General features: G+C 40.0%; 19 protein-coding genes. 13 read left to right on the top strand and 6 right to left on the bottom strand.

Features of this window, described 5'->3' with window-relative positions:
• Positions 1-34: 34 nt before the first annotated feature.
• Entirely contained in the window at positions 35-1,423 is a 1,389-nt protein-coding gene (gene murD, locus C7B62_RS10295; protein WP_106235538.1) for a UDP-N-acetylmuramoyl-L-alanine--D-glutamate ligase, read from the bottom strand.
• Positions 1,424-1,571: 148 nt separating this feature from the next.
• Between murD and C7B62_RS10290 the strand changes: the two genes are divergently transcribed.
• The 8 genes from C7B62_RS10290 to C7B62_RS10255 all read left to right on the top strand — a co-directional run bounded on the left by C7B62_RS10290 (position 1,572) and on the right by C7B62_RS10255 (position 8,289).
• Complete coding sequence (locus tag C7B62_RS10290; protein WP_106235536.1) at positions 1,572-2,030, top strand: DUF1499 domain-containing protein; 459 nt, start codon at positions 1,572-1,574, stop codon at positions 2,028-2,030.
• A 55-nt stretch (positions 2,031-2,085) separates the two neighbouring features.
• Positions 2,086-2,565: a DUF4112 domain-containing protein gene (locus C7B62_RS10285; protein ID WP_106235534.1), complete on the top strand. Its 480-nt coding sequence runs from the start codon at positions 2,086-2,088 to the stop codon at positions 2,563-2,565.
• A gap of 72 nt (positions 2,566-2,637) precedes the next feature.
• Positions 2,638-3,555 carry an FTR1 family protein gene (locus C7B62_RS10280; RefSeq protein ID WP_106235532.1) on the top strand — a complete coding sequence of 306 codons (918 nt, stop codon included), beginning with the start codon at positions 2,638-2,640 and terminating at the stop codon, positions 3,553-3,555.
• 154 nt (positions 3,556-3,709) lie between these two features.
• Positions 3,710-4,711 (top strand): mechanosensitive ion channel family protein, encoded by a 1,002-nt coding sequence (locus C7B62_RS10275; protein ID WP_106235530.1) that lies wholly within the window; start codon positions 3,710-3,712, stop codon positions 4,709-4,711.
• Positions 4,712-4,713: 2 nt separating this feature from the next.
• The gene (locus C7B62_RS10270; protein WP_106235528.1) at positions 4,714-5,916 is read left to right on the top strand and encodes a MarR family transcriptional regulator; all 1,203 of its coding nucleotides are present in this window, start codon (positions 4,714-4,716) and stop codon (positions 5,914-5,916) included.
• A gap of 116 nt (positions 5,917-6,032) precedes the next feature.
• The gene (locus C7B62_RS10265; protein ID WP_106235526.1) at positions 6,033-6,908 is read left to right on the top strand and encodes a mechanosensitive ion channel family protein; all 876 of its coding nucleotides are present in this window, start codon (positions 6,033-6,035) and stop codon (positions 6,906-6,908) included.
• 97 nt (positions 6,909-7,005) lie between these two features.
• Entirely contained in the window at positions 7,006-7,911 is a 906-nt protein-coding gene (locus C7B62_RS10260) for an alpha/beta fold hydrolase (RefSeq protein WP_106235524.1), read from the top strand.
• Between the two features lie 153 nt (positions 7,912-8,064).
• Positions 8,065-8,289: a hypothetical protein gene (locus tag C7B62_RS10255; protein WP_106235522.1), complete on the top strand. Its 225-nt coding sequence runs from the start codon at positions 8,065-8,067 to the stop codon at positions 8,287-8,289.
• A 13-nt stretch (positions 8,290-8,302) separates the two neighbouring features.
• Here the strand turns inward: C7B62_RS10255 and C7B62_RS10250 are convergent, their stop codons facing one another.
• The 4 genes from C7B62_RS10250 to petH all read right to left on the bottom strand — a co-directional run bounded on the left by C7B62_RS10250 (position 8,303) and on the right by petH (position 14,916).
• Complete coding sequence (locus C7B62_RS10250; protein ID WP_106235520.1) at positions 8,303-9,046, bottom strand: response regulator transcription factor; 744 nt, start codon at positions 9,044-9,046, stop codon at positions 8,303-8,305.
• A 145-nt stretch (positions 9,047-9,191) separates the two neighbouring features.
• Positions 9,192-11,012: a bifunctional diguanylate cyclase/phosphodiesterase gene (locus C7B62_RS10245; protein WP_146132084.1), complete on the bottom strand. Its 1,821-nt coding sequence runs from the start codon at positions 11,010-11,012 to the stop codon at positions 9,192-9,194.
• Between the two features lie 420 nt (positions 11,013-11,432).
• Positions 11,433-13,331, bottom strand: a complete 1,899-nt coding sequence (gene ftsH2, locus C7B62_RS10240) for an ATP-dependent zinc metalloprotease FtsH2 (RefSeq protein WP_106235516.1) — start codon at positions 13,329-13,331, stop codon at positions 11,433-11,435.
• Between the two features lie 373 nt (positions 13,332-13,704).
• Positions 13,705-14,916, bottom strand: coding sequence for a ferredoxin--NADP reductase (gene petH / locus C7B62_RS10235; RefSeq protein WP_106235514.1), 1,212 nt, complete (start codon positions 14,914-14,916; stop codon positions 13,705-13,707).
• A 598-nt stretch (positions 14,917-15,514) separates the two neighbouring features.
• On the opposite strand from petH, the gene C7B62_RS10230 reads away from it, so the two are divergent.
• The 4 genes from C7B62_RS10230 to thrB all read left to right on the top strand — a co-directional run bounded on the left by C7B62_RS10230 (position 15,515) and on the right by thrB (position 21,268).
• Positions 15,515-16,513 (top strand): phosphoribulokinase, encoded by a 999-nt coding sequence (locus C7B62_RS10230; RefSeq protein ID WP_106235512.1) that lies wholly within the window; start codon positions 15,515-15,517, stop codon positions 16,511-16,513.
• Positions 16,514-16,742: 229 nt separating this feature from the next.
• The gene (locus C7B62_RS26855) at positions 16,743-16,871 is read left to right on the top strand and encodes a hypothetical protein (RefSeq protein ID WP_255414003.1); all 129 of its coding nucleotides are present in this window, start codon (positions 16,743-16,745) and stop codon (positions 16,869-16,871) included.
• A gap of 552 nt (positions 16,872-17,423) precedes the next feature.
• Positions 17,424-20,012, top strand: coding sequence for a DUF3536 domain-containing protein (locus tag C7B62_RS10225; protein WP_106235510.1), 2,589 nt, complete (start codon positions 17,424-17,426; stop codon positions 20,010-20,012).
• Positions 20,013-20,359: 347 nt separating this feature from the next.
• A complete protein-coding gene (gene thrB, locus C7B62_RS10220; RefSeq protein WP_106235508.1) occupies positions 20,360-21,268 on the top strand; it encodes a homoserine kinase in 909 nt (302 codons plus the stop codon).
• 148 nt (positions 21,269-21,416) lie between these two features.
• Here thrB and crtO read toward each other — a convergent pair whose 3' ends face one another.
• Positions 21,417-23,108, bottom strand: coding sequence for a beta-carotene ketolase CrtO (gene crtO / locus C7B62_RS10215; RefSeq protein WP_106235506.1), 1,692 nt, complete (start codon positions 23,106-23,108; stop codon positions 21,417-21,419).
• Positions 23,109-23,332: 224 nt separating this feature from the next.
• Between crtO and C7B62_RS10210 the strand changes: the two genes are divergently transcribed.
• Entirely contained in the window at positions 23,333-23,509 is a 177-nt protein-coding gene (locus tag C7B62_RS10210; protein WP_106235504.1) for a methyltransferase domain-containing protein, read from the top strand.
• Positions 23,510-23,565: the final 56 nt, after the last annotated feature.

Here is a 23,565-nt window from a genome sequence, read left to right as displayed (position 1 = left end):
TCTGTTGAATTTCTGCTTTAGCTCAAGGCTGAGATCAAGATAATTGCCGACATAACTGCCGAAAATGTTCGCCCCGCGCTTCAAAACTAAGGTACTGATCGAAACTGGCACAGGCGGGAGAAAGTAAAATAACTTTGGCTCGATGCTGCTGGGCGATGGCAATGCTTTGAGTTAGGGCATTTTCTAGGGTGTTAACAATTTGATAGTTATGGTAATCGCAATTTCTTAGTTTCTCAGCAAAAACTGGTGCAGCTTCACCAATTAGTAACACAAAGGCAGCCTTAGCTTTAATACTATCAATCCAGGCTGCATCTTCTCCTGTTTTATTCTGCCCTCCCGCAATCAAAATCACAGGGGCATCAACAGAGTTCAAGCCTACTTCCGCAGCGTCGTAATTAGTTGCTTTGCTGTCGTTGATTAACTTAATTCCCTGATAAGTGCAGATATATTCTAGACGGTGTTCTACTCCAGGAAAAGAAGTTATGGCTTGTGCGATCGCAGTTTTTTCAATTCCCGCTAATTTAGCAGCGGCGATCGCTAATAAAAGATTTTGCAGGTTATGTTTTCCTGGCATTTTAAACAAGGACACAGGAGCAATAAGTTCGCCAAAAGCAACAATCCACCCATCTTGAATATAAACGGCGACATGGCGATTGTCTCGAAAACTATCTTTACCCTGAACACTTGTCCAGATTGTGTCTGAGCCAAATTCTAAAGCAACAGTTTGCAAAAAGCGATCGTCTCCATTAATAATTTTGTGCCGACAGCGACGGAGTAATGAAGCTTTAATTTGATAGTAATTTTCTAAGGTATAGTGGCGATCTAGATGATCGGGGGTAAGAGTCGTAAAAATACCAATTTGCGGTGCTAATGCGAGGGAAGATTCAATCTGATAACTGCTCAATTCGGCAATAATCCAGTCGAAACTATCATCTGGGGTATCAAAATGCCTAATTGCTAATTCACAGGCAGCATGACCAATATTGCCACAGGCGGGAGCGTTTAAACCTGCACTCTGAAAAATAGCAGCGGTTAAAGCCGTGGTAGTAGTTTTACCATTTGTGCCTGTGATACCCACCCAAGGAATCTGCTTGAGGTAACGCCAGGCTAATTCAATTTCGCCAATAGTTTCAACCTGGTTTTCCCTAACAGTTTTCAGAACTTCAGTATCCCAAGGAACTCCTGGACTAACTACAATTAAATCAGGAGTGTCTTTTGCTAAAACTTTGCTGTTGAGCCTGATTATGACTCCTTCTTGCTCTAACTTTTGCTGGGCTGTCTGCAACTGCTGGGCATTAGATCTCGATGCTATCTGTGCTTCTGTTGCAGAATCCACGAGTGTTACCTGCCAACCATTTTTATTAAGCAATCTGGCAGCAGCAATTCCCGATCTTCCTAATCCAATAATTTCGCCAGTGGGCATAGACTCTGTAAAGTAATAATTCCCATAGAATGGTAGCTCATTTTGCAAGTTGGCAACTGACTTTCGTGGTTTTACCAAAAACTAGCCTGAGCTAAAAGTCAAAAATCAATTTATAGTAAAAGAGTATTTTCTTCAAGAGTAAACTGTTGTGTCTCGTTTCATCTCAATTATTATTGGTATTATTATTACCCTCTCTAGCAGTTTGAGCTTTTGTGCCACTGCATATGCAGCTATTGGTTTAGATAATAATGGTCATTTGTCTGCTTGTCCTAGTTCACCTAACTGCGTTGTGAGTCAAGACGGTGATGAGAAACATATAATCGAGCCGATTGCTTACCAAGGCGATCGCCATCAGGCAAAAGAGACTTTATTAAAAGTGCTTTCGGTTGTTCCCCGTACTAAAATTATTGAAGATACTGGTAACTATATTCACGCTGAGTCTACCAGTCGTATTTTTAAATTTGTCGATGATGCCGAGTTTTATTTTCCTGAAGATCAAAATGTCATTCAAGTTAGATCTGCCTCACGAGTAGGAGAATCAGATCTAGGAGTTAACCGCCGACGTATTGAACAAATTCGTCTGGCAATGGAAGATTTAGGTGCTTAGAGCAATGAGCAATGAGCAAAAAAAATCTTAGACAGACATTAGTTTACGTATCAGTATGAAAACACCGCTTCCTGCCAAACAGATTAGTAAGCTTACCAAGTTACGTCGTGTTAGCAGAATCTTGGATAATGCGATCGCTATTCCTGGAACTAAGATCAGTTTTGGGTTAGATCCGATTTTGGGCTTGCTTCCTGGCGGGGGTGATACCGTCACGGGTGGTATTGCTGCCTACATTGTAGTTGAGGCTGCCAGAATGGGTGTTCCCCGTGAGATTTTGTGGAAAATGGTCGGCAATATTTTGATTGATTCTTTTGCTGGTACTGTTCCTGTGGTGGGAGATATATTTGACTTGGGTTGGAAAGCCAACATTAAAAATATTGAACTATTAGAAAAGCATCTCGATCTTGCTGAATCGAATCAGAGCGATCGCCTGTTTATTTTCGGCTTAATTATTTTGCTCACCCTAATTATTTTAGGGTTTGCCACAATTGCTTTTTTCACTATCACTTGGTTTTGGGGTTTAATAATTAATTAATTTACTGGTAACTAATCATAAAATCTTTTACTAGCTGCGGTTTTTGACTTTTAATTAATTAACTTCTAACACATGGATTTGACTACTGCATTACCTACTTTTATCGTTACTCTGCGGGAAGGATTTGAGGCAGCCTTAGTCGTTGGAATCGTGATGGCTTGTCTGAAAAAAGCAGAGCAAACTCAATTATATCGTTGGGTTTATTTGGGGATATTCGCTGGAATCATTGCCAGTGTCGCCGTAGGGTTGCTCTTAACAGGGGTCATTTCTGGAGTTGAAACTGCGGGGGGAATCTATGCACCTGTGGTTAAGGAGCTATTAGAAGGAATCTTTGGTCTAGTTGCGATCGCTATGTTGAGCTGGATGCTCCTGTGGATGACTAAACAGGCAAAATCCCTCAAAGGCGAAGTTGAAGGAGCAATTACCTCAGCTTTAGGCAACGAAAATGCTGGTAAGGCTGTGTTTATTTTAATATTTATTGCTGTAGTCAGAGAAGGCTTTGAAACGGTATTATTTATCTTGGCAAAATTTCAGCAGAATTGGACTTTACCTGCGCTTGGGGCGATCGCTGGTTTAACTCTGGCTGCCATCATGGGGATTGCTCTGTTTTCTTTGGGAATACGGATTAATATTCGCCTTTTCTTTCAGGTGATGGGAATATTTTTGTTATTAATTGTGGGTGGTTTGGTTATGGGTGCGCTCAAACACTTTGATGCTGCCTTGGGATTGATGTCTCAGCTATCAGCCAATAACTGGTGTTTGGGGAACAATGATTCTTGTATTTTAGGCGCTCAGGTATGGGATGGGTCAAATATATTGCCCGATCGCCAGTTTCCTGGAATTATTTTTAAAGCTTTGTTTGGCTATAGACAAACTTTATATTTAGGGCAAATTATTGCCTATATTTCTTTCTTGTTAGCAGTTGGCATAGCTTATTTTCAAAGTCTGGGAATCAAGTTGCCATTTAAGCAACAATCTACTTCTCCCTAAAATTTGTCTTCTTTTAACTGTCTTTTGGCGATCGCAACTAAGCAAACAGGAAAAGAAGTGACAGCTATAGTAACAATTCTCTTCTTGTAGATAGATGCGTTAATTAAGGTTGGTGTCTTAGTCTGTGGCAAGATAAACGAATATATACTATTTTATGGATTCTTTTTCACCGATAAAAACCGTGACGCAGCAACTAACGTCGATGGTGAAAAGCACGTTTCAGTTATTGCCGAATATATTTATTGCAGCTGTCGTCTTTATTATTTTTTGGTTTATTGCCAGATTTTCGCGCAGATTAATTAAAAATTTTACTAAGCGTAAAAAGTCTCGTAACCTCGGTCTAGTTTTAGCTAGGCTTTCTCAAGGATTTATTATTTTAGTAGGTGCATTCGTTGCTTTGGCAATTATTGTTCCTTCTTTCAAACCAGGGGATTTAATACAGCTATTAGGAGTCAGCGGGGTTGCAGTTGGCTTTGCTTTTCGCGATATTTTGCAAAATTTTTTAGCAGGTATCTTAATTTTAATCACTGAACCTTTTGTTATTGGCGATCAGATCGTATTTAATGATTTTGAAGGTACGGTAGAGGATATACAGACCCGCGCTACTACGATTAGAACCTATGATGGTACTAAAATTGTCATTCCTAATGCCGAGCTATTCACCAATTCGGTAAAGGTAAATACAGCTTATGATAAACGCCGTTTAGAATATGACATTGGGATAGGCTATGGTGATGATATTGCCGAAGCCAAGAAGATTATTTTAGAAGTATTGCAAAACGCTCCCGAAGCAATATCAGACCCGCCTCCTGAAGCATTAGTAGTAGATTTAGCAGATAGTACTGTCAATATTCGCGCTCGCTGGTGGGTGCAGCCTCCTCGTCGTGCAGAGATTTTAGACTCTCAAGATCAGGTATTAACGGAATTATGTAATAAACTGGTGGCTGCGGGTATCGACCTACCATTTCCTACTCAACAAATCTTATTCCACGATCAAACAGAAGAGACAGATGGCGATCGCACTCGTCAAAGAGAAGGTTGGCCCTCGGTTAAAGGCAATAATCCTCAGCCCAGAAGAATTAGCGATTCTTTGCAACAATTAACTCAGGTAAGAAATAGTAAAAACGATGAAAATAATAATGTGCGTCATGGCTAATTATGTTCAAGGGATTTAGAAGTTGGCTGGCTAATAATCGTAATTTTATTTTTTCTCGGTATACCAAAGACTCCGAAGAAACTCAAGAGCCAGAGCAAACTCTAGTTCAACTGCCACCAGAATTGAGAAAAAAGCTGGTGGAGGGGATTGAAAATCTACCTAGTAATCCTGCTGACAAAGAGGCGATCGTTTCTGCTTTAGATGAAGCTTTTGAAAGCTGGCAGGCTAATCCTAACAATAGTAATAACTCAATTGTAATTCTTAGTAGTCCCGTGGCTGCGGTGTCGCGTATTTTATCTGAGACATTAGAAGACTGGACAAAACAAAAGCAAATACCGCTGAAGCTTTTACCGCTAACAGCAAGACCAACTGCTGCGGACAAGATTAAATCTAAGTTAGAGTATTATTTTGAGCAAAAAGAGTCTGAAAATGATGATCCACAACAACAGCCAGAAGTAATCGTAATTCCTAACCTTAGCTGGTGTTTTTTGCGATCGCTTGAAGGGTTAGAAGGAATTGAATATTTACAGTCATTACTATGTGATGGCTCTTGCGATCGTTTCTGGATAATTGGTGGTGGTCAAGTCGGATGGGAATACTTAAACTTAGTTTGCAATCTAGAAGCCTATTGCGGAAAAGTAATGACGCTACCTAAGATTGAGCCTGAAGAATTTCAAGAATGGCTTGAGCCTATTATTCAGGATTTAGATATTACTTTTGGTAAACCAGGTATTGAGCGACAGCTTTTAAAAGGTGATAAGTCTAATCAAAGCCATTATTTTCATCGCCTAGCCGATATTTCCGAAGGAATTAGTTCTGTCGCCGTACAGGCTTTTTTAACCTCAATTCACTATGCAAAAATAGATGAGCAAGAAAAATTTCCTGAAAATGTTGAAGCAGATGTGCAATCAAAATTAGCTGAAGATCTTGTAGTAGCTCAAATTCCCAACTTACCCGATCTACCTGATTTAGAGCTAGCAGATCAATATCTTTTGTACTCCCTTTTGCTTCATGGAGATTTAACTATATCTGCCTTAGCTGAAAGTTTGGGAGATGAGCGATCGCAAGTACAAAACAGAGTTTTAGTATTGCGACATCAGGGGGTAGTCGAACAACAGGAAAAAGTTATTAAAATAAATCCCATCCACTATCCAAATATTAAACAGGAATTAGCAAGGAATAACTTTGTCATTAATAGAGATTAGAGTCAGTCATCCTCTTGTGAGTTTTTAAGCTTTAAGATTCTCAATTACATAAAGGTATATCTATCAAAAAAATGCAGGTAATAACCAATAACTAACAACCAACAACTAACGATTAAATGAATCATTTTATTAACATCAACTTTTATTGGTTGGCTCAATCTGCGGGAGATGCTGCCCAAGAAACAGCAGAACAAACTAAACAGATTGTTTCTAAAATTACTACAGGAAAAGTTGCCCTAGCAGTTTTGATCTTAATAGCTACTTATTTAATCTTAAAGTTATTAGATTGGCTAGTTATTTGGCTTTCAGAAAGAATTGCTAGGGCATGGCGACTACAAGTAAAGCAATTTTTACCTTTTTTACGACTGCTGTTATTTACCTTTGTCACCGTATTTTTGATGAACTTATTTCTCAATTTGTCAAAAGAAAACGTATTAGCAGTAACGGGTACGGTAGCGGTAGCGTTAGGGTTTGCGTTTAAAGATTTTGCCAGTTCCATTATCGCGGGAATAGTCGGCTTGTTTGAATCTCCCTATAGAGTAGGCGATCGCATTAAAATTGGAGACTACTATGGGGAAGTAATTAGTTATGGTATACGCGCCATCAAAATTCAAACTCCAGATGACAATACTGTTACTATTCCCCATAATAAAATCTGGACAGAAGCAATATCTAGTGCTAATGCGGGAGCGTTAGAGGCTCAGGTAGTAACCAAATTTTACTTTGCTCACGAAATTGAAATTAAATTAGTCAAAAAAATTCTTTACCGAGTAGCTCAAACGAGTAAGTATACTCATCTTAAGCTACCTATTGTTGTAGTCATGGAAGAAAAATCTTGGGGGAGTTTATTTAAGCTAAAGGCTTATCCTCTTGATGCACGGGATGAATTCATTTATAAAACCGATCTAATTACCAGAGCAAAAGAAGCGTTTGCCAAACAACAGCTTGCTTATCCCCATCTTCTAGACGTTGAAGAACTGCAAATAAAGTAGGCGTTGCTGATTGAATGTAGCAATATTAAATACCGTTTTGCGTTAATTTAATTAAGAGCGCCAAAATATTATTTTCACTGATTTATTTAATTTATTAATGTTTCCCAGCTACATACCACCCGAAGCTAGTAACTTAACTGAAGCTGCATCGATCGCCTTAACCAAACAAATTAAACAAGTAGCTATTTCTACGCCATTGAGTCAAGAAGATGTAGCAACTACCTATGTTCATCAAGGAAGTGGTAGTACACCTATTTTGCTAATTCATGGCTTTGATAGTTCTTTACTCGAATTTCGTCGTCTATTACCTCTTCTCGCTGCGCAACAGTTAACCTATGCAGTAGATCTGTTGGGGTTTGGTTTTTCTCAGCGAAATTTAGCAATTCCGCTGAACTCAGAAAATATCAAAATTCATCTCTATCATTTTTGGCAGACTATAATTGGGCAGCCTGTAATTCTAGTCGGCGCTTCAATGGGTGGTGCAGCAGCGATTGATTTTACCCTTAATTATCCCGATGCAGTAGAGAAACTGGTTTTGCTTGATAGTGCAGGTTTAGCCAAGCAACCCGCTATCGGCAAGTTTATGTTTTCTCCCATCGACACATTTGCCACGGAGTTTTTGCGTAATCCCAAGATTCGCCAAAGTATCAGTCGCGCTGCTTATTTTGATCGCAGTTTTGCCAGTTTAGATGCCCAAGTCTGTGCGGCACTACATTTAAAATGTCTGCATTGGAACAAATCTTTAATTGCTTTTACCAAAAGTGGAGGTTATAGATCTTTGCAAGATAAAATTTCGACAATTCAACAGCCTACGTTGATTATCTGGGGAAGACAGGATAAAATTCTCGGTATTAAGGATGCTATCAAATTTGAGCAAGCCATTCCTCATAGCCAGCTTGTGTGGATCGATTCCTGTGGTCATGTTCCTCATTTAGAAAAGCCAGATGCTACTGCTGCTGAAATATTGAGCCTGGCTGAGAGGAATTTTGGCGAGCTATGCTGACGATTTAATTGTTTAGAAATACTTAAGATTGCTATTGTCTTCAGAATATTAAGTAATTTTAAGCATAAAATTGAACGTAAGACAGATTTATTAAACAAACTGTGCTTTTTTAATATACATATAAACAAATAATAAGATAAGTAAAGTTTTGTAATGTCTGATCTTAAATACGAAATCAAGCAAGCAGAAAATCAAAGGTGGGGGATCTATCAAGGCGATCGCCTATTAGCTACAATAGGCAGTTATGAAGCCTGTGAGTCGATTTGGAAATACTTGCAAAAAGAGCTGTCCTACACTGACAATATTAAATCGCGACTATCTTACCGCAATGCTCTCAATAAAAATTTGTTAGTTAATCCTAGTAAAACCGTTGTTTAAGCTAATTTCTAGTTTAGTTAAGACGGTTAAAAACTACATAAGCAGCAAATAATAAAATAATTACAATTAAAGCAATTTGAATTCTAAACAAATAGCTAACACTTTTTTCTAGTCGTTCCTGACTATGTTTCATGCGGTCAACTTTAAATTGAAGATTGGAGTCGCGATCGTGTAAGCGTGCCATTTCTTGTTGCACTATATCTTCAAGTTTCAGTTCTAAATGCTCCTCTAAATTCCCCCTAGAACTCTGTTGTAAGTGATTCTCTATTTTTCCCAAAGCTCGATAAAGATAATTTACCTTACGCTCAATTTTAGAAACCTCTTCAAATTCTGATTTGGTAATAACAATTTTTTGCAGATATTTTTCCGTCAGTTCGACGCTTAAATGAAAATATCCTTGATTAACGTAATAAATTGCATTAGCAAGTTCTTGTGCCGTTGCAGTTTTTAATAAATATCCTTTAGCGCCATTTTTGAGCGCCTGGCTTAAATTTTCCTCGTGATCGTGAACAGTAAAAATTAATACTTTAGATTGCGGAAACTGCTGAGTAATAATTTTGGTAGCACTTAAGCCGTCCATTTCAGGCATTTCCACATCCATCAAAATTACATTTGGCTGTAAAAGAGGAATTTTGGCGATCGCCTCCTGACCATTATGGGCAAAACCGACTATATTTATTTCTGATTCAGGTTTTAAATAAGTTTCTATTAGTTTCTGAGTTAAATTCTGATCATCTACAATAAGAACATTAATCATCTAAAATTCAGGTTTGATGCTCAAGCTAGCTTACAACATTACGCTTAAATTGCTTGACTTGAAATTTATTGATTAAGTATACAGTTTTATTTATTCACGATTCAATGCGGGGTCACCTGGTGAAATCAGCAATACCCAAGTTTGGCTAATGTAATAGAGTAGCTGCGATCGCACTATTAACAGGTTGAGAAAACAAATAACCTTGTCCATACTTGCACTGAAGTTCAAGCAACTTGGCACACTGGGTTGGTGTCTCAATTCCTTCGGCAATTAAATCTAGCTCAAATACTTCGGCTAACTTGATAATAGTTTTAACTAATTCTAACTGATGGCGATCGCTTTCCATACCCTGAATAAATGAGCGATCGATCTTGAGGGTATCAACTGGTAAACAGTGAAGGTAGCTGAGGGAAGAATACCCCGTCCCAAAGTCATCCATCGATAGTTGCACTCCCAAGCTTTTAAGCCTCTCTACCGTAGGCAATACTAGGGCAATGTTTTCAATAATTTCACTTTCAGTAATCTCTAGCTTTAAACATTTTGGATTCAAGCCTGTTTCCGTTAAAATTTGGGCAATAATATCCCCTGCATAGGGTTGGGAAAACTGCTTACCTGTAATATTGACACTGATAAAAAGTGATTGAGCCGCTGAATTTTGCTGCCACTGCACCATTTGCTCACAAGCTGAACGTAATACCCACCAGCCAATTGGGATAATTAATCCCGTAGCTTCCGCCAGAGGAATAAAATCACCTGGGGAGATTAAACCCCGCATAGGATGTTGCCAGCGAATTAAAGCTTCAAATCCAATCACCTGCTGGTCTATTAACTGCACCAAAGGCTGATAGTATAGTAGAAATTGCTCTTGTTCGAGTGCCTTGCGTAAATCATCCTCAGACCTAGTTTTTTCTAGGGTTTGTAAATATAGCCTAGACTCGAAGACCTGATTGCGAGCTTTTCCCATAGCTTTTGCTTGATGCATAGCAAGTTCGGCATTCTGCAAGCATTGAAGCAATGCATTGACACTGTTCGGTGGTAAACAATTAGTATCGGCAGTAGCGATCCCAATGCTAGTACTGACCAAAATACTATAATTGGCAATCTTAATCGGCGTGGATAGCTGCTGCTGAATTTGAGAAGCTATCTCCGCAGGACGCTCTTGCCCAACAAAACTAGTTAATAGTATAGCAAACTCGTCTCCTCCCAAGCGAGCCAGTATGTCTTGAGGTCTAAGACAGGACTCTAACTGACGCGCAATTTCGACTAAAATGCGATCCCCAATGTCATCCCCGAAATTGTGGTTAATATTTTTAAATCGATCTAAGTCCAGGCACAAAATGCCAAAGTCATAATTTGCCTGCTGCTCAAGTTCAGATAATTTTTGCAGCTTTTCAATAAATAGCTGACGATTGGGTAATTTAGTTAAGCGATCGTGATCGACTTGGTAATTCAGCCGAGCTTTAATTTGCCGATCTTGGGTCAAATCCGTCTGAGCGCCGATTAAATGAATAACCTCTCCTGCTAAATCGGTTACAGCAATACATTTACAGCGCATTAAGCGATATTGTCCATCTCGATGTAACAAAGAATATTCCACTTCAAAGCGATCAATTTTTCCCTGCCAGCACTCTGTTAAATGCCTTTTAAGCTTTTCTATATCGGCAGGATGGACTCGAACTAGCCATTCTACGGGATTATTTTTAATCTCTTGCTCACCATAACCCACCATCGACTTCCAACGAGTGGAATACTCAAGGCGATCGCTACTCAAATCCCAAGACCAAATACCATCGCTGATTACTTCGCTCGTCAGTGCGTATTTAGTTTTACTCTCTTGCAAATCTTGGCGCAATTTATCTTCAGCCGACTTTTGAGGAGCAAGATCAATCATGGCTCTAGTTGACAACCCACTATTCAATAAAGGCAGTATATTATTGACGGAGTGTTTAATAGCAGAATTGTTCACAAAGTTAAAAGCTGATTGGTTAACATAGTGTCTGGCGAACAGAAGCGTTAATAGTAGCAAGATAAACTATTAAATTAATCTACATGCATGATATGAGACTAGCACTAAAAGTCTTAATTTTTAAATATTTTCTTTAGATTTCACGAATTAAGATATTCTTTTTGATTAATATGAAGAGTATTGAAGATAAAAAGCTCTCGAACAATGAAGCTAAAATTGATTTTTGATCCCAAAGTAATCCTAAATTGTTGATCTATTTCTCAAGTAAAAATGTAGTTTAAAATACATTTATGCTCATGCCAATTAATTTTCCTCTGCTCAATCTATAGGCGATCGCTTCTCCAAGTCAAAAAATTTGCTCAAAAAAAAAGAATAGTCTTATAAAGACTATCCCCAAGATAATTTAAAGCACAACTATAATCAAATTTGAGGTACAAATCTCTCTTTTTCTGGCACTTCGGCATATTCAGAAACAATTTGCTTCAACTCTTCACCATCAATTGTTTCTTTCTCAATTAATAGATCGACTAAGCGATCAATTACTTCACGATTTTCTCTAATAATTTTACGTGCTAGCTGATGACCGTGTTCGGCAATTTGACGTACCTGATCGTCAATACGTGAAGCTACTTCTTCTGAATATTCGGCACGAGATGTTAACCCAGCACCCAAGAATACCTGATCGCCTTGTCCGCCACCTAGAGCAATTGGACCTAAATCACTCATACCGTAAACGGTTACCATTTGGCGCGCCATTTCTGATACCTGCTGTAAATCGCCTCCAGCACCAGTAGTTACTTCGTCGCTACCAAAAATTTCTTCTTCGGCGGCACGACCACCCATTGCTCCAGCAATTCTCGCCATGAGTTGAGAACGACTAATTAAACCTTGGTCTTCACTAGGAATAAACCAGGTTAAACCTTGAGCCTGTCCACGAGGAATTAAGGTTACTTTCTGTACGGGATCGTGGTCTTTGACTAAAGTACCAACGATCGCATGACCAATTTCATGATAGGCAATCAATCTTTTGCTTTTGCCATCGGTTAAAGGAGTACCTTCCATCCCAGCGACAACACGGTCTACCGCGTCATCAATTTCATGAATAGTAACTGCTTCCTTGCGTCTTCTAGCAGTTAAAATAGCTGCTTCGTTGAGGAGGTTGGCTAAATCAGCACCCGAAAAACCAGGAGTACGACGAGCGATCGCATTTAAAGACACTTCAGGGGCAATTTTTTTGTCTCTGGCATGAACTTCCAGAATTTCGAGACGACCCTTGATATCAGGATTATCAACCATGACCTGACGGTCAAAACGACCTGGACGCATGAGGGCAGAATCTAATACATCAGCACGGTTAGTTGCTGCAATAATAATGATCCCCGTATTTCCTTCAAAACCATCCATTTCAGTTAGTAGTTGATTGAGAGTTTGTTCTCTCTCATCATTACCACCACCAATACCAGCACCACGTTGGCGACCTACGGCATCAATCTCATCAATAAAGATTAGACAAGGCGCATTCTCTTTTGCTTTCTTAAATAGGTCACGAACACGGGATGCACCGACACCGACAAACATTTCCACGAATTCCGAACCAGAAATACTGAAGAAAGGCACTGAAGCTTCACCAGCGATCGCTTTAGCTAATAAAGTTTTACCAGTTCCAGGAGGTCCAACTAGCAACACACCTTTGGGAATTTTTGCACCAACGGCAGTAAATCTTTCAGGCTGCTTTAAAAAAGTCACAACTTCCTGTAATTCTTCTTTAGCCTCGTCAATACCAGCTACATCATCAAACATAATGCCTGTTTTGGCTTCCATTTGGAACTTGGCTTTAGACTTACCAAAGTTCATTGCTTGTCCAGGCCCACCAGGCATATTGTTGGAACGGCGGAACAAGAAGAATAAAGCACCAATCAAAATTACGGGGAAGAGTAAATTACCCAAAAGTCCCCAGACTGCTCCTTCATTACCTGCTGGGTGATATTCAAAATTGACATCAGCATCCCGCAACTTGGCAATCAACTCAGGGGAATTAGCAGGTAGATCAACTCTTAACTTCTGTAGTCGATTATCTAATTCTGGGTCGATCGCCTGAACAATAGCTGTTCTGCCGTTGTCGTATAGCTCGACAGAGGTAACTCGGTCTGAATTCAAATAGTCGAGGAAGCGTCCATAGGTCATGCGAGTACTGGCAGTGTTGCCACTTAAGCCACTGCTAGCGGTGGGAGTAGTAAAAGTTCCTTGCCACAAGAAAAAGCCGACGACCAATAAAGGTAACGTCCAAAGTAAAGCAATTTTCCACGAAAAATTTTTCATAAGGTGTAACTTGTTTTTAATTGAATATTTATTAGCTTATTTTTATTTGTTCTAAACGGTAGCTGTGAGACCATGTCGTAGTCGTCCTTAACCTTTAGTCAAGTTTCTTTTCTTTATATTACCTCTAGCTTAACTAAATTTAACGTAATTCTCATTTTTAAATCAAGATTGGTTAAATTAAGTCATGATAGTTATAAGCTGTAAGCTATAATTTATAAGCTTTATAAGAATAATTTAAAAGTGTTTTTTAGTAACTAAGAAAGACGCGAAATCATTTACAGGTTCAACATAAAAAAAACGTCCACTATTAATCTAGTAGACGCGAAGCTAATTATGATGTTTGTGATGTGATTATGAGTTGAGAGCTAGAAGTCTAGTAAGTCTCAACGTGCCAGCGATGTTCTTTTTTCATCGTCTTGCGGTACTCTTCCCAGTCAACATCATGCTTAGCAGCAGCAGCACTTAAAGCTTCATCAATACCGCCTTCCATACCTTTCAATCCACAGATATAAGTATGAGTTTTAGGATTCTGCATCAGTTCCCACAGCTTGTCTGCGTGTTCGGCAATTCGATGCTGAATGTACATTCTGCCACCTTCAGGATTTTGTTGTTCACGGCTGATAGCATAATCTAGACGGAAATGATCGGGATGCTCTGCTGCCATTTGCTCTAGCTGCTCTTTATAAAGAATATTCTCAGTTTTGGGAATACCAAAGAACAGCCAGGCTAAACCTTTGAAGTTGTAATCAGGATTTTTCTCCCCTTCTAAGAACATCCGCCAGAGATAAGCTCTAAAAGGAGCAATTCCTGTACCTGTGGCAATCATGACGATGTTGGCATCTTCATCTTCAGGCAGGAGCATCTCTTTGCCTACTGGGCCAGTAATTGCTACTTCATCCCCTGGCTTGAGGTTGCAAAGAAAGCTAGAGCAAGTACCTTCAACATGTTCTCCAGTTTCAGGATGCTTATATTCTAATTTACGAACACAAAGAGAGACAGTTTTATCTTCTAAATCATCACCATGACGAGTAGAGGCGATTGAATAGAGTCTCAGCTTATTAGGCTTCCCTTTATCATCTTCCCCAGGAGGAACGATGCCGATACTTTGACCTTCTACATAATGCAAATCTCCTCCAGAGAGATCGAAAGTCATGTGGCGACATGTACCGATTCCCCCTTCTTTTACCAAATCATAGATTTCGGTACATTTGCCAATGTAAGGGTCTTTAGGACGATAAATATTGACGGGAACTTCAGTTTTAGCTTTTTTTGGTGTTGCTTGAGTCATAGATTTCTTCTTATTAGAGGCTTGTTTCTGCTCTGGCGCAGATTGATTGACAGCTTGTGACGCTGGTACATCACCCCCAGCAGGCTTGATACTAATTACCTTTCCACCCAAGCTATTAATACGGCGCATCTCTTGATTCATTCTGCTATAAGGAACAGTGATTAGTACTGTCCCGCTGCTACGAATCGGCACTTTGGTATCAACGCTATTTTGAGATAAACCCTCTACCTCATAAATGAATAAACGGTTTTTGTATGTGGTGTTGCTGCTAGAAAACGCGCTACTAGAGTTGTACATTACCTGGACTTCATCCCCCAACTTAAAATTAGACTATTAAATACTTTACATAACTGATATTAATTGCCAGACTCATTAGTGAATTGAGTAGACGAATAAAACAGCAGTTTTGATTATTTATGTTGCTCTAATAGACTATCATTGGAGGACTATTCTTGATTCATCAACCAGTAAAAACCTGGGATGATTCGATACAACTTCAGTCTTTAAGTTCTAAGTTACATGCTAGAGAGAAAAAAAGTCTGTAGTTTAGAATTCAATTTCATTTTTTCTTAAACTTAAACTATGTATATTAGGTTAAGTTAGCAAATCTAGGTTGGATTTAGCAAAATTTCTCGGTTGCTATCTCAAGATTTGCAGTCGGCATCCTCTTGTAGAGGGGGTGAGGTTCTGGTAAAATCCATCAATGTTAGTAATTAGCATTTAATAGTCAGGTTAACTAGCTGGAATGAACTTGTGTGTGGCTCAAGTACCATGTTGCCCAAGATTAGGCTGAACAAGCTTTATGGGGAAAATCGGGGTATATTTGCGAGTTTGCTCCTGAGAGATAGCTAATCAATATAAGTTAAATATTTAGTTTTTGTAGAAGAGGAATTTTATGACCGCTGATTTAGACCGAGTGGTACTGATTGGAGTAGCAGGTGACTCTGGATGTGGTAAGTCAACTTTTCTTCGCCGTTTAACAGATTTATTTGGTGAAGAGTTTATGACGGTGATTTGTCTTGACGACTATCATAGTCTCGATCGCCAAGGCAGAAAAGCAGCCGGTGTTACAGCTTTAAATCCTCAAGCCAATAATTTTGACTTGATGTATGAGCAAATTAAATCTTTAAAAGAAGGCAATGCGATCGACAAGCCAATCTATAATCATGAAACTGGCGAACTCGACCCTCCCGAAAGAATTGAACCAAACAAAGTAGTCGTCATTGAAGGACTGCATCCTCTATACGACGAAAGAGTACGCGCACTTGTCGACTTTAGCGTCTATCTAGACATCAGCGATGAAGTTAAAATCCAGTGGAAAATTCAGCGCGATATGGCTGAACGCGGTCACACCTACGAAGATATTTTGGCTTCAATTAAGTCACGTGAACCCGATTTTAAAGCTTATATCGAGGTGCAAAGAGAATTTGCCGATGTGGTAATTCAAGTACTGCCAACTCAGTTAGTACAAGATAAGGACAGTGAATTACTTAGAGTTCGTCTAATTCAAAAAGAAGGTGTACCCAACTTTGATACTGTCTACCTCTTTGATGAAGGTTCAACTATTCACTGGCGACCATGCGGACGTAAGCTACAATGTCCTATTCCAGGAATTAAAATGTACTACGGCCCAGATAGCTTCTACAATAATGAAGTTTCGATTTTAGAAGTAGATGGAGAGTTCGGCAACCTCGAACAAATGATCTATATTGAAAGCCACCTCAGCAATACTAGTACTGACCACTATGGTGAAATGACTGAGTTACTGCTTAAGCATCGGGATTATCCTGGTTCAAAAAATGGAACTGGTTTGTTCCAAGTTTTAGTTGGCTTGAAAATGCGTGAAACTTATGAAAAGTTAACTGCTAAAACAACAGAAACAGCAAAAGTATAGGGTTGATAGCTAAACTCACTTAGTTATTTTGAAGTCGTGGAAGATTCTACAAAGTGATTCATCCGCGACTTTTAAATTACTAGAATTAGAAGTCCTAAAGGGTAAGCTTCGCAAATTAGAAGTCAGAAGCAATTTTAAAACTTTTTAGTTTTTTAGTTGATTGTTTTAAATTTAAAAATCTGTTTACTTTGCAGGTTCACCCTAAATCAAGCAAATAGAGATAGAAACATTGATCGCTGGAGTTTTTGCTGTTTTAGCTCAATGGGTAACCGTAGGAGAAATCGTTGATGTAGCTAATATGTTGCCAAAAGATATACAGGAATTTTGGCCACAGTCAGTAGTTGCTCAACTAAATTAAGTCAGTTAATAAATAATCAGGGCGATCGCTATTGGGGAAATATTGACAGAATAAAAAGTAAAATCAATTGCTGTCTTAATTTCAGTTTGGCATCAACGGCGATCGCCATCGAGATCAATAAATAATATATAGTTACGAGATCAACTGCGTTTTCTGCTCAAGCCAAGCTCAAAATCTGTAATGCTAAGGCGATCGCTTTACGCTGCTAAATTAAAAGCGATTAGGCTTCGCCTAGCCTTCGGATCACCATTATAGATTTGAAAGAGGAGACAGTTGGGCAAAATTAAATTAAGCTAATGCTCATAATTATTGTCAAGATTTGGCGGTAATACATATTCTGTTTAATTAAAGTTTGTTGATTTATCTTACAAACCAACTTAATCAGAAAAAAACTAAGTTTAAATAAGTTACATGGAGTCGCCACAAACAAACTAAACCAGAATTGACTAATGCTTGAGTTTTTACTTACCCTCTTCAAAAGCTTAAGCAATTATATTTGATTTGCAATATTCAACTTATTAACCCATTTAACTATTAGGGAACGCTCTTTTTATGGTTTCGATCTCATTAATTCATTCAGCCGTTAGTTCAATCCAGACAGTTGAGTGCGATCCCCTGAAAACTGCTCAGGGGGTTTATGTTACAGTTCACGGTCATTTTTACCAGCCTCCTAGAGAAAACCCTTATTTAAATACGATTGAAAGGCAGCCTAGCGCTCACCCTTACCATGATTGGAATGAACGTATCCATCACGAATGCTATCGTCCTAATGCCTTTGCCCGTATCCTTAACCATAAACAAGAATTGCTGGGGATCGTTAATAATTTTGAATATCTCAGTTTTAATATTGGCGCGACGTTAATGTCGTGGTTAGAACAGTATGATCCCGCAGTCTATCAAAGGATTTTAGAAGCCGATCGCCTCAGCAGTGCTAGATTAAATGGACATGGTAATGCGATCGCCCAGGTATATAACCATATTATTCTGCCCTTAGCTAATCAACGAGATAAAATCACCCAAATCCGTTGGGGAAAAGCTGACTTTCGGGATCGCTTTGGTCGTGAACCAGAAGGAATGTGGCTAGCAGAAACAGCGGTTGATTATCCGACCCTAGAAGCGCTAATAGAGGAGGAGATTAAGTTTATTATTCTTGCCCCCTCCCAGGCTCAAAGATGCCGTGTAATGACCACAGAAGATGAGCCAGAGGCTAAATGGCATGAAGTTGGGGGACAGCAAATCGATCCCACTCGTCCCTACCGTTGTTTTCTGGATCGCGATTCCCCTTCAGATACGCCTGGCGATCGCTATATTGATATCTTCTTTTATGATGGTCCGATCTCCCGCGACATGGGCTTTAACGATGTTTTAAATACCGCTGAAAACTTAACAGATCGATTAGGGCAAGCAGTGCGTGGCGATCTTCCTTCGCAGTTAATTAGTGTTGCCACTGACGGAGAAACTTTTGGACATCATAAAGGCGGTACAGAAAAGTGTATTGCCTACGCTTTAAGTCAACAATTTGCCCAGGAAGGTTGGACTGTAACCAATTATGCTCATTATCTCAGTATTTGTCCGCCTACTTGGGAAGTACAATTAAAGCCTTTGACAGCCTGGAGTTGCGCCCATGGAGTTGATCGCTGGCAAGATGACTGCGGTTGTGCTGGTGGTGGTGGTTGGCATCAAAAATGGCGAAGACCGTTGCGCAATGCTCTAGACTGGCTGCGAGATCGGCTCATTCCAGTTTATGAAGAGATTGGCGGTAAGTTCTTCCGCGATCCCTGGTTGACACGGAATGAATATATTCAGGTAATGCGCGATCGCTCTCAAGGGAACGTGACCGAGTTCTTTTTGCGTCATCAGGCAAAAGAATTATCATCAGCGGAGCAAATTGATGCTCTGCGCTTACTGGAAATGGAGCGTCACACATTATTGATGTACACTAGCTGTGGTTGGTTTTTTGAAGAAATTTCTCGCCCTGAAGGAGTACAAATCTTACGCTATGCCACGCGGGCGATGGAATTAGCGGGAGCAGTAGCGGGGATCGATCTAAAGCAAAAGTTTCTCGACTATCTAGCTCAAGCACCAAGCAACGTTGCGCTTTTTGGTAACGGCAAAAAAGTTTTTCAGGACTTAGTCGCACCTTCCCAGGTAAGTCTGCATCAGGTAGCTGCTCACTATGCCATTGGCTCTATCTTTACCGATTATCGACCTCAAGAACGAATTTACTGCTATGGAGTTGAGCAGCTAGATTATCAAAAGCAGCAGATGGGGACTCTTACTCTTTCCTTGGGACAAATTCAGCTAACCTCGGAAATCACCTGGGAAAGCAAGCATTTTGTCTTCGCTGCACTGCATCTGGGGGGATGGGATTTTCACTGTTGTATTAAAGAATTTGATGGTCGTTTGGCTTATACGGAGTTAAAGCAGCAGCTATTTAACGATCTCAAACAGGCTAGCGCAGCCCAGGTTATTCTTAAAATGAACCGTTCAATGGGGGATCATTCTTTTAATCTGCAAGATCTTTTTGCGGAAGAAAGACAGCGAATTGTCAGACTATTAACTGCTCAAACAAAAAAACATCTCGACCAGCTTTATACCCAGGTATACCGAGAAAACTATAGTATGCTAGCAGCTTTTCAAAGGGAAGAAATGCCTGTCCCCCAAGAATTAAAAGTAGCTGCGGAAGTGGCGTTATCTTATCGTTGTATTGAAACGGCGAACACCTTAGAACAGGGAATCGAAACAGCAGCGATTATTGATAGCGCCCTGGCAGAACTTACTGTCACTGCCACAGAAGCAAATTATCTAGAATGCTGGCTCGATATTCCTGATGTTAAGCTAATCTTAGAACAAACAATTGTGCGTCTTTTATGGCGATTGCTCTACGACGGTAACCCTGACACCTTAGAAGCCGATGTAAGGCGAATTGAAATAGCGATCGCCCTTGGTCAACAAATGCGCCTGGGATTGGCTTTAGATCGGGCGCAAGAAATCTACTTTAGCTGCCTACATCAATACATAGTCCCCAACTGTCTGCTTGATTCAACTTCCCGCAGTAGCTGTCGCTGGGATATTACCCAAATAAAACCCTTACTCAAATTAGGGCAAAGTTTGGCGATCGACGTTAATTGTTGGCTGTAGCATCGTTGATAATTTGCTCTGTGAATTAATACCAATTCTCGAAACGGCGTTGCTGATTAGGTAATAATATTCAGTATTTCTGACTACGATCTATATTTTTTGTAGACAGTTAATTAAAGTGGAATCATTACTTCTTTTGCAACGTCGCTTTACAAGCAATGAGAAAGCAAAAACCTAGAATTAGTCGGTCAACAGATAAATCATCCGCGTTTATTGTTTGAGGATCTTGCCAACACACTAGTACAGGTGGGCGTAAAAAAAGCCACAAACGTTATAAGATCTCAATTGTTGATCGCTAAAGACCCATCTTAGATATATAAATTCAATTTCAACAGTAAGCAGATTGTATGAAGAAGGTTACCGTTACTGTTCCTGCCACCACGGCCAATATTGGAGTTGGTTTTGATTGTCTGGGGGCAGCTTTAACTATGGCAAATGAATTTCAATTTGTGGTGGTTGATCATGATCCTAAATTAAAGATTATTGTTGAAGGAGAAGAGGCTCATAAAGTCGGGTTGGGGGAAAACAATCTACTTTATCGTTCTCTAGTTCAGTTCTATCAACACATCCAACAAACACCACCGCATCTAGAAATTACCATTAAGCTAGGAGTTCCTTTGTCACGGGGTTTAGGTAGTTCTGCCACAGCAATTGTCGCGGGTTTATTGGGAGCAAACAACCTAGCAGGAAATCCTTTGAGTCAAAAGGAAATTATGGAAATGGCGATCGCCATTGAAGGTCATCCAGATAACGTAGTGCCAGCTTTACTGGGCAACTGTCTGCTGTCGGTAGAGGATTGCGGAACATGGCAAATTACCTCAATTCCTTGGCATCAGGATATTATTCCCATTGTGGCTATTCCCAATTTTGAACTGTCCACTAGAGAAGCTCGTGAGGTATTGCCCGCAGAATATACCCGCAGTGATGCCATTTTTAATATTGCGCGGATGGGACTATTGATTCGAGGCTTGGAAACCAATAACCCTCAATGGCTCAAAACTGCCTTAGCCGATAAATTACACCAACCCTATCGCCAAAAACTAATTACTGGCTATCAGAAAGTAGAACAGGCTGCTCTTGCTGCTGGGGCATATGGCATGGTGATTAGTGGCGCAGGACCTACTTTACTGGCTCTAGCTAATCCTGAACGGGTAGAACAAGTAGTTAAATCGATGCTGGAAGCTTGGAACAGTATCGGAGTTGCATCTCAAGTGCGATCGCTGGCTATCAATCCTTCAGGGGCAAAAGTCGTTTAGGACATTACATTCACTGTAGTGAAGAATGGCGAAGCAGTTCTAACAAGATTTTCATGTCCTAAATTTGTCACGTAGTACTATACGCTATACTTCAAGCAAAGATTTACTTTTAGAGAAGGTTAGTTTACTCCTACATCATCATGAGAGCCTATTTAAATATCGACTTGACTGTAGACTCAATAGTATCTTTAGTATCTTCAATGATGGTTTTAATTGGCTGCTGCTTCTGCAAAAACACGCGAGCGCAGTTGCGTCCTGGCATCCCTGAAATAGAGCCTCCAGGATGAGTTCCTGCTCCAGTTAGATATAGTCCATCTATAGGTGTTGTATAGTTGGCTATTTCGGGCAAAGGGCGGAAAAAAACCATTTGATCGAGGGTCATATCGATGTGATAGTAATTGCCTTTATATGCCCCCAAGCGTTCTCCCAATTCGGCAGGGCTTTCTACTCGACGGGCGATGATTGAGTCTTTAACATTGGGTGCATAGTCGGCAAGTTTATTAATCACTCGATCTGCAACCTGGTTTTTAAGTTCATCTGTCCAACCAGTGCCGTTTAGACCTGTTCCCTCTAGCCCGCGAATTTGATATGGAGCAAAAAATTCAATCCACAAGATATGTTTGCCTTCTGGAGCAAGAGAAGGATCGAGTACGGTAGGTACATCGAGGTACATCGAAGGATTTTCATCGGGTATCTTACCCATTGAAGGTAGGGCGTGAGCTTCTTCAACATGGTGTACCGAGTCAGCGATTAAAATTGAACCAATATTAAATTCTTCTCGATGACCGTAGCGTTCAAAACGTGGTGCTTCAGACAGAGCGCAATCTATTTTGAGGATAGTTTCATTGTTGTTAACAATGCGTCGATCTAATCTTTCTCTTAAATTTGGATCGGCTGCATTACTCGCTTCAGTCGGAATCATATTTAAAAATAAGCGACGAGCATCAATATTAGAAATAACCGCAGTTTTAGCCCGATATTCCTCACCGTTATTAGTTCTAACTCCTTCTGCCTTGCCTTCATTACTAATTAATACTGTTTCCACAGCGCGATCGCATAATACTACCCCGCCCTTTTCTGTGACCAAATTAAGCAATGCCTTAGTTAAGGCTCCTGTGCCACCACGAGGTCTTGCCATACCTGGGTTATGACGCATGGACATCATCATTGAGCCGATGCCAATAGTTTTTTGGGAAGGAGGCGCGCCAAATTCTGAGGCTAACCTAGCTAAAGGCGCTTTAAGAAACTCTGAATCAAACCAATATTGCAGACTATCTTCGGGAGATGTCAGCATGGTACGAATCAAATCTAAGGTTTTATCGACACCCCCTAAAGTTGAAAGCAAATCTTGAATATTTTTTAAACCGTAGTTACCAGCGATATCTAGTACGGACTTAGGTGGGGCATTAAAGATAGGCGTGATGCCTTTAGTCAGACGTTGCCAAAAATCAATAAACTCGCCGTACTTTTGAGCATCCCTTTGGTTAAAGCGAGCAATTTCGGCACAGGTCTTTTCTACAGATTTATGAGCTAAAAAATATCTACCATCAGGGTGAGGACAAAAGGTTACAGGATCACAGTAGAGATATTCCAAACCATATTTGTTTAACTCTAGTTCTTCGACTACTGGCCCTAAGTGGATAAACTCGTGGTCGATCGCGCATAGGTTAAATTTGAACCCTGGGGCTTCTTTTGGCATAGCTTCTTCGGTAGTTGCCCCTCCCCCAGGAATAGAGCGCTTTTCCAGTAATGCCACACTATAACCCGCTTTGAGTAGGTAAGCAGCACAAACCAATCCATTGTGACCCGCACCGATGATCACTACGTCGTATGTCGGCATAACTTTATATTTAATTCAATAATTGCTTTTTAAATATTAGAAATATTTTGTCTATGGCTTTATCTATCCAGGGCAAGAGATTGTTGAATAGTCGTGTGCAAAACTAATTTCCTGAGTTTATTATGTTCTCTAAAATTCTGAGAGATTAAAAAAGATAAATGAAACACTAAGCGATCGCAGGTAGAGCTGAAGGCAAGGCAAGATTAAAAATTTCATCCCGAGTCATGCAGCCCCATACCCAGAATTTTTTTCAGCGTCTGGAAATCACAACAGGGATGCACTGCTTAGATCTAGGCTGTGGCGGAGGAGATGTTACTTTTGAACTAGCTTTCCTAGTTGGTAAACAGGGTAAAGTTGTTGGTTTTGAATTGGATGGAACCTTGACATCCTCCCGCCACTAATCGGAGTACCGATATAGTGGGGGATTCCTAAGACTCACGACTTAGGTTTCTGTTTC

Source organism: Pleurocapsa sp. CCALA 161 (assembly GCF_003003995.1).
Taxonomy (GTDB): Bacteria; Cyanobacteriota; Cyanobacteriia; order Cyanobacteriales; family Xenococcaceae; genus Waterburya.
This window is presented reverse-complemented; position numbering and strand designations above follow the sequence as displayed.

Bases quoted from the DNA above. Each gene is read 5' to 3' on its own strand.
- murD (WP_106235538.1), bottom strand. From the start codon at position 1,423: ATGCCCACTGGCGAAATTATTGGATTAGGAAGATCGGGAATTGCTGCT.
- C7B62_RS10285 (WP_106235534.1), top strand. From the start codon at position 2,086: ATGAAAACACCGCTTCCTGCCAAACAGATTAGTAAGCTTACCAAGTTA.
- C7B62_RS10280 (WP_106235532.1), top strand. From the start codon at position 2,638: ATGGATTTGACTACTGCATTACCTACTTTTATCGTTACTCTGCGGGAA.
- C7B62_RS10275 (WP_106235530.1), top strand. From the start codon at position 3,710: ATGGATTCTTTTTCACCGATAAAAACCGTGACGCAGCAACTAACGTCG.
- C7B62_RS10270 (WP_106235528.1), top strand. From the start codon at position 4,714: ATGTTCAAGGGATTTAGAAGTTGGCTGGCTAATAATCGTAATTTTATT.
- C7B62_RS10265 (WP_106235526.1), top strand. From the start codon at position 6,033: ATGAATCATTTTATTAACATCAACTTTTATTGGTTGGCTCAATCTGCG.
- C7B62_RS10260 (WP_106235524.1), top strand. From the start codon at position 7,006: ATGTTTCCCAGCTACATACCACCCGAAGCTAGTAACTTAACTGAAGCT.
- C7B62_RS10255 (WP_106235522.1), top strand. From the start codon at position 8,065: ATGTCTGATCTTAAATACGAAATCAAGCAAGCAGAAAATCAAAGGTGG.
- C7B62_RS10250 (WP_106235520.1), bottom strand. From the start codon at position 9,046: ATGATTAATGTTCTTATTGTAGATGATCAGAATTTAACTCAGAAACTA.
- ftsH2 (WP_106235516.1), bottom strand. From the start codon at position 13,331: ATGAAAAATTTTTCGTGGAAAATTGCTTTACTTTGGACGTTACCTTTA.
- petH (WP_106235514.1), bottom strand. From the start codon at position 14,916: ATGTACAACTCTAGTAGCGCGTTTTCTAGCAGCAACACCACATACAAA.
- C7B62_RS10230 (WP_106235512.1), top strand. From the start codon at position 15,515: ATGACCGCTGATTTAGACCGAGTGGTACTGATTGGAGTAGCAGGTGAC.
- C7B62_RS10225 (WP_106235510.1), top strand. From the start codon at position 17,424: ATGGTTTCGATCTCATTAATTCATTCAGCCGTTAGTTCAATCCAGACA.
- thrB (WP_106235508.1), top strand. From the start codon at position 20,360: ATGAAGAAGGTTACCGTTACTGTTCCTGCCACCACGGCCAATATTGGA.
- crtO (WP_106235506.1), bottom strand. From the start codon at position 23,108: ATGCCGACATACGACGTAGTGATCATCGGTGCGGGTCACAATGGATTG.
- C7B62_RS10210 (WP_106235504.1), top strand. From the start codon at position 23,333: ATGCAGCCCCATACCCAGAATTTTTTTCAGCGTCTGGAAATCACAACA.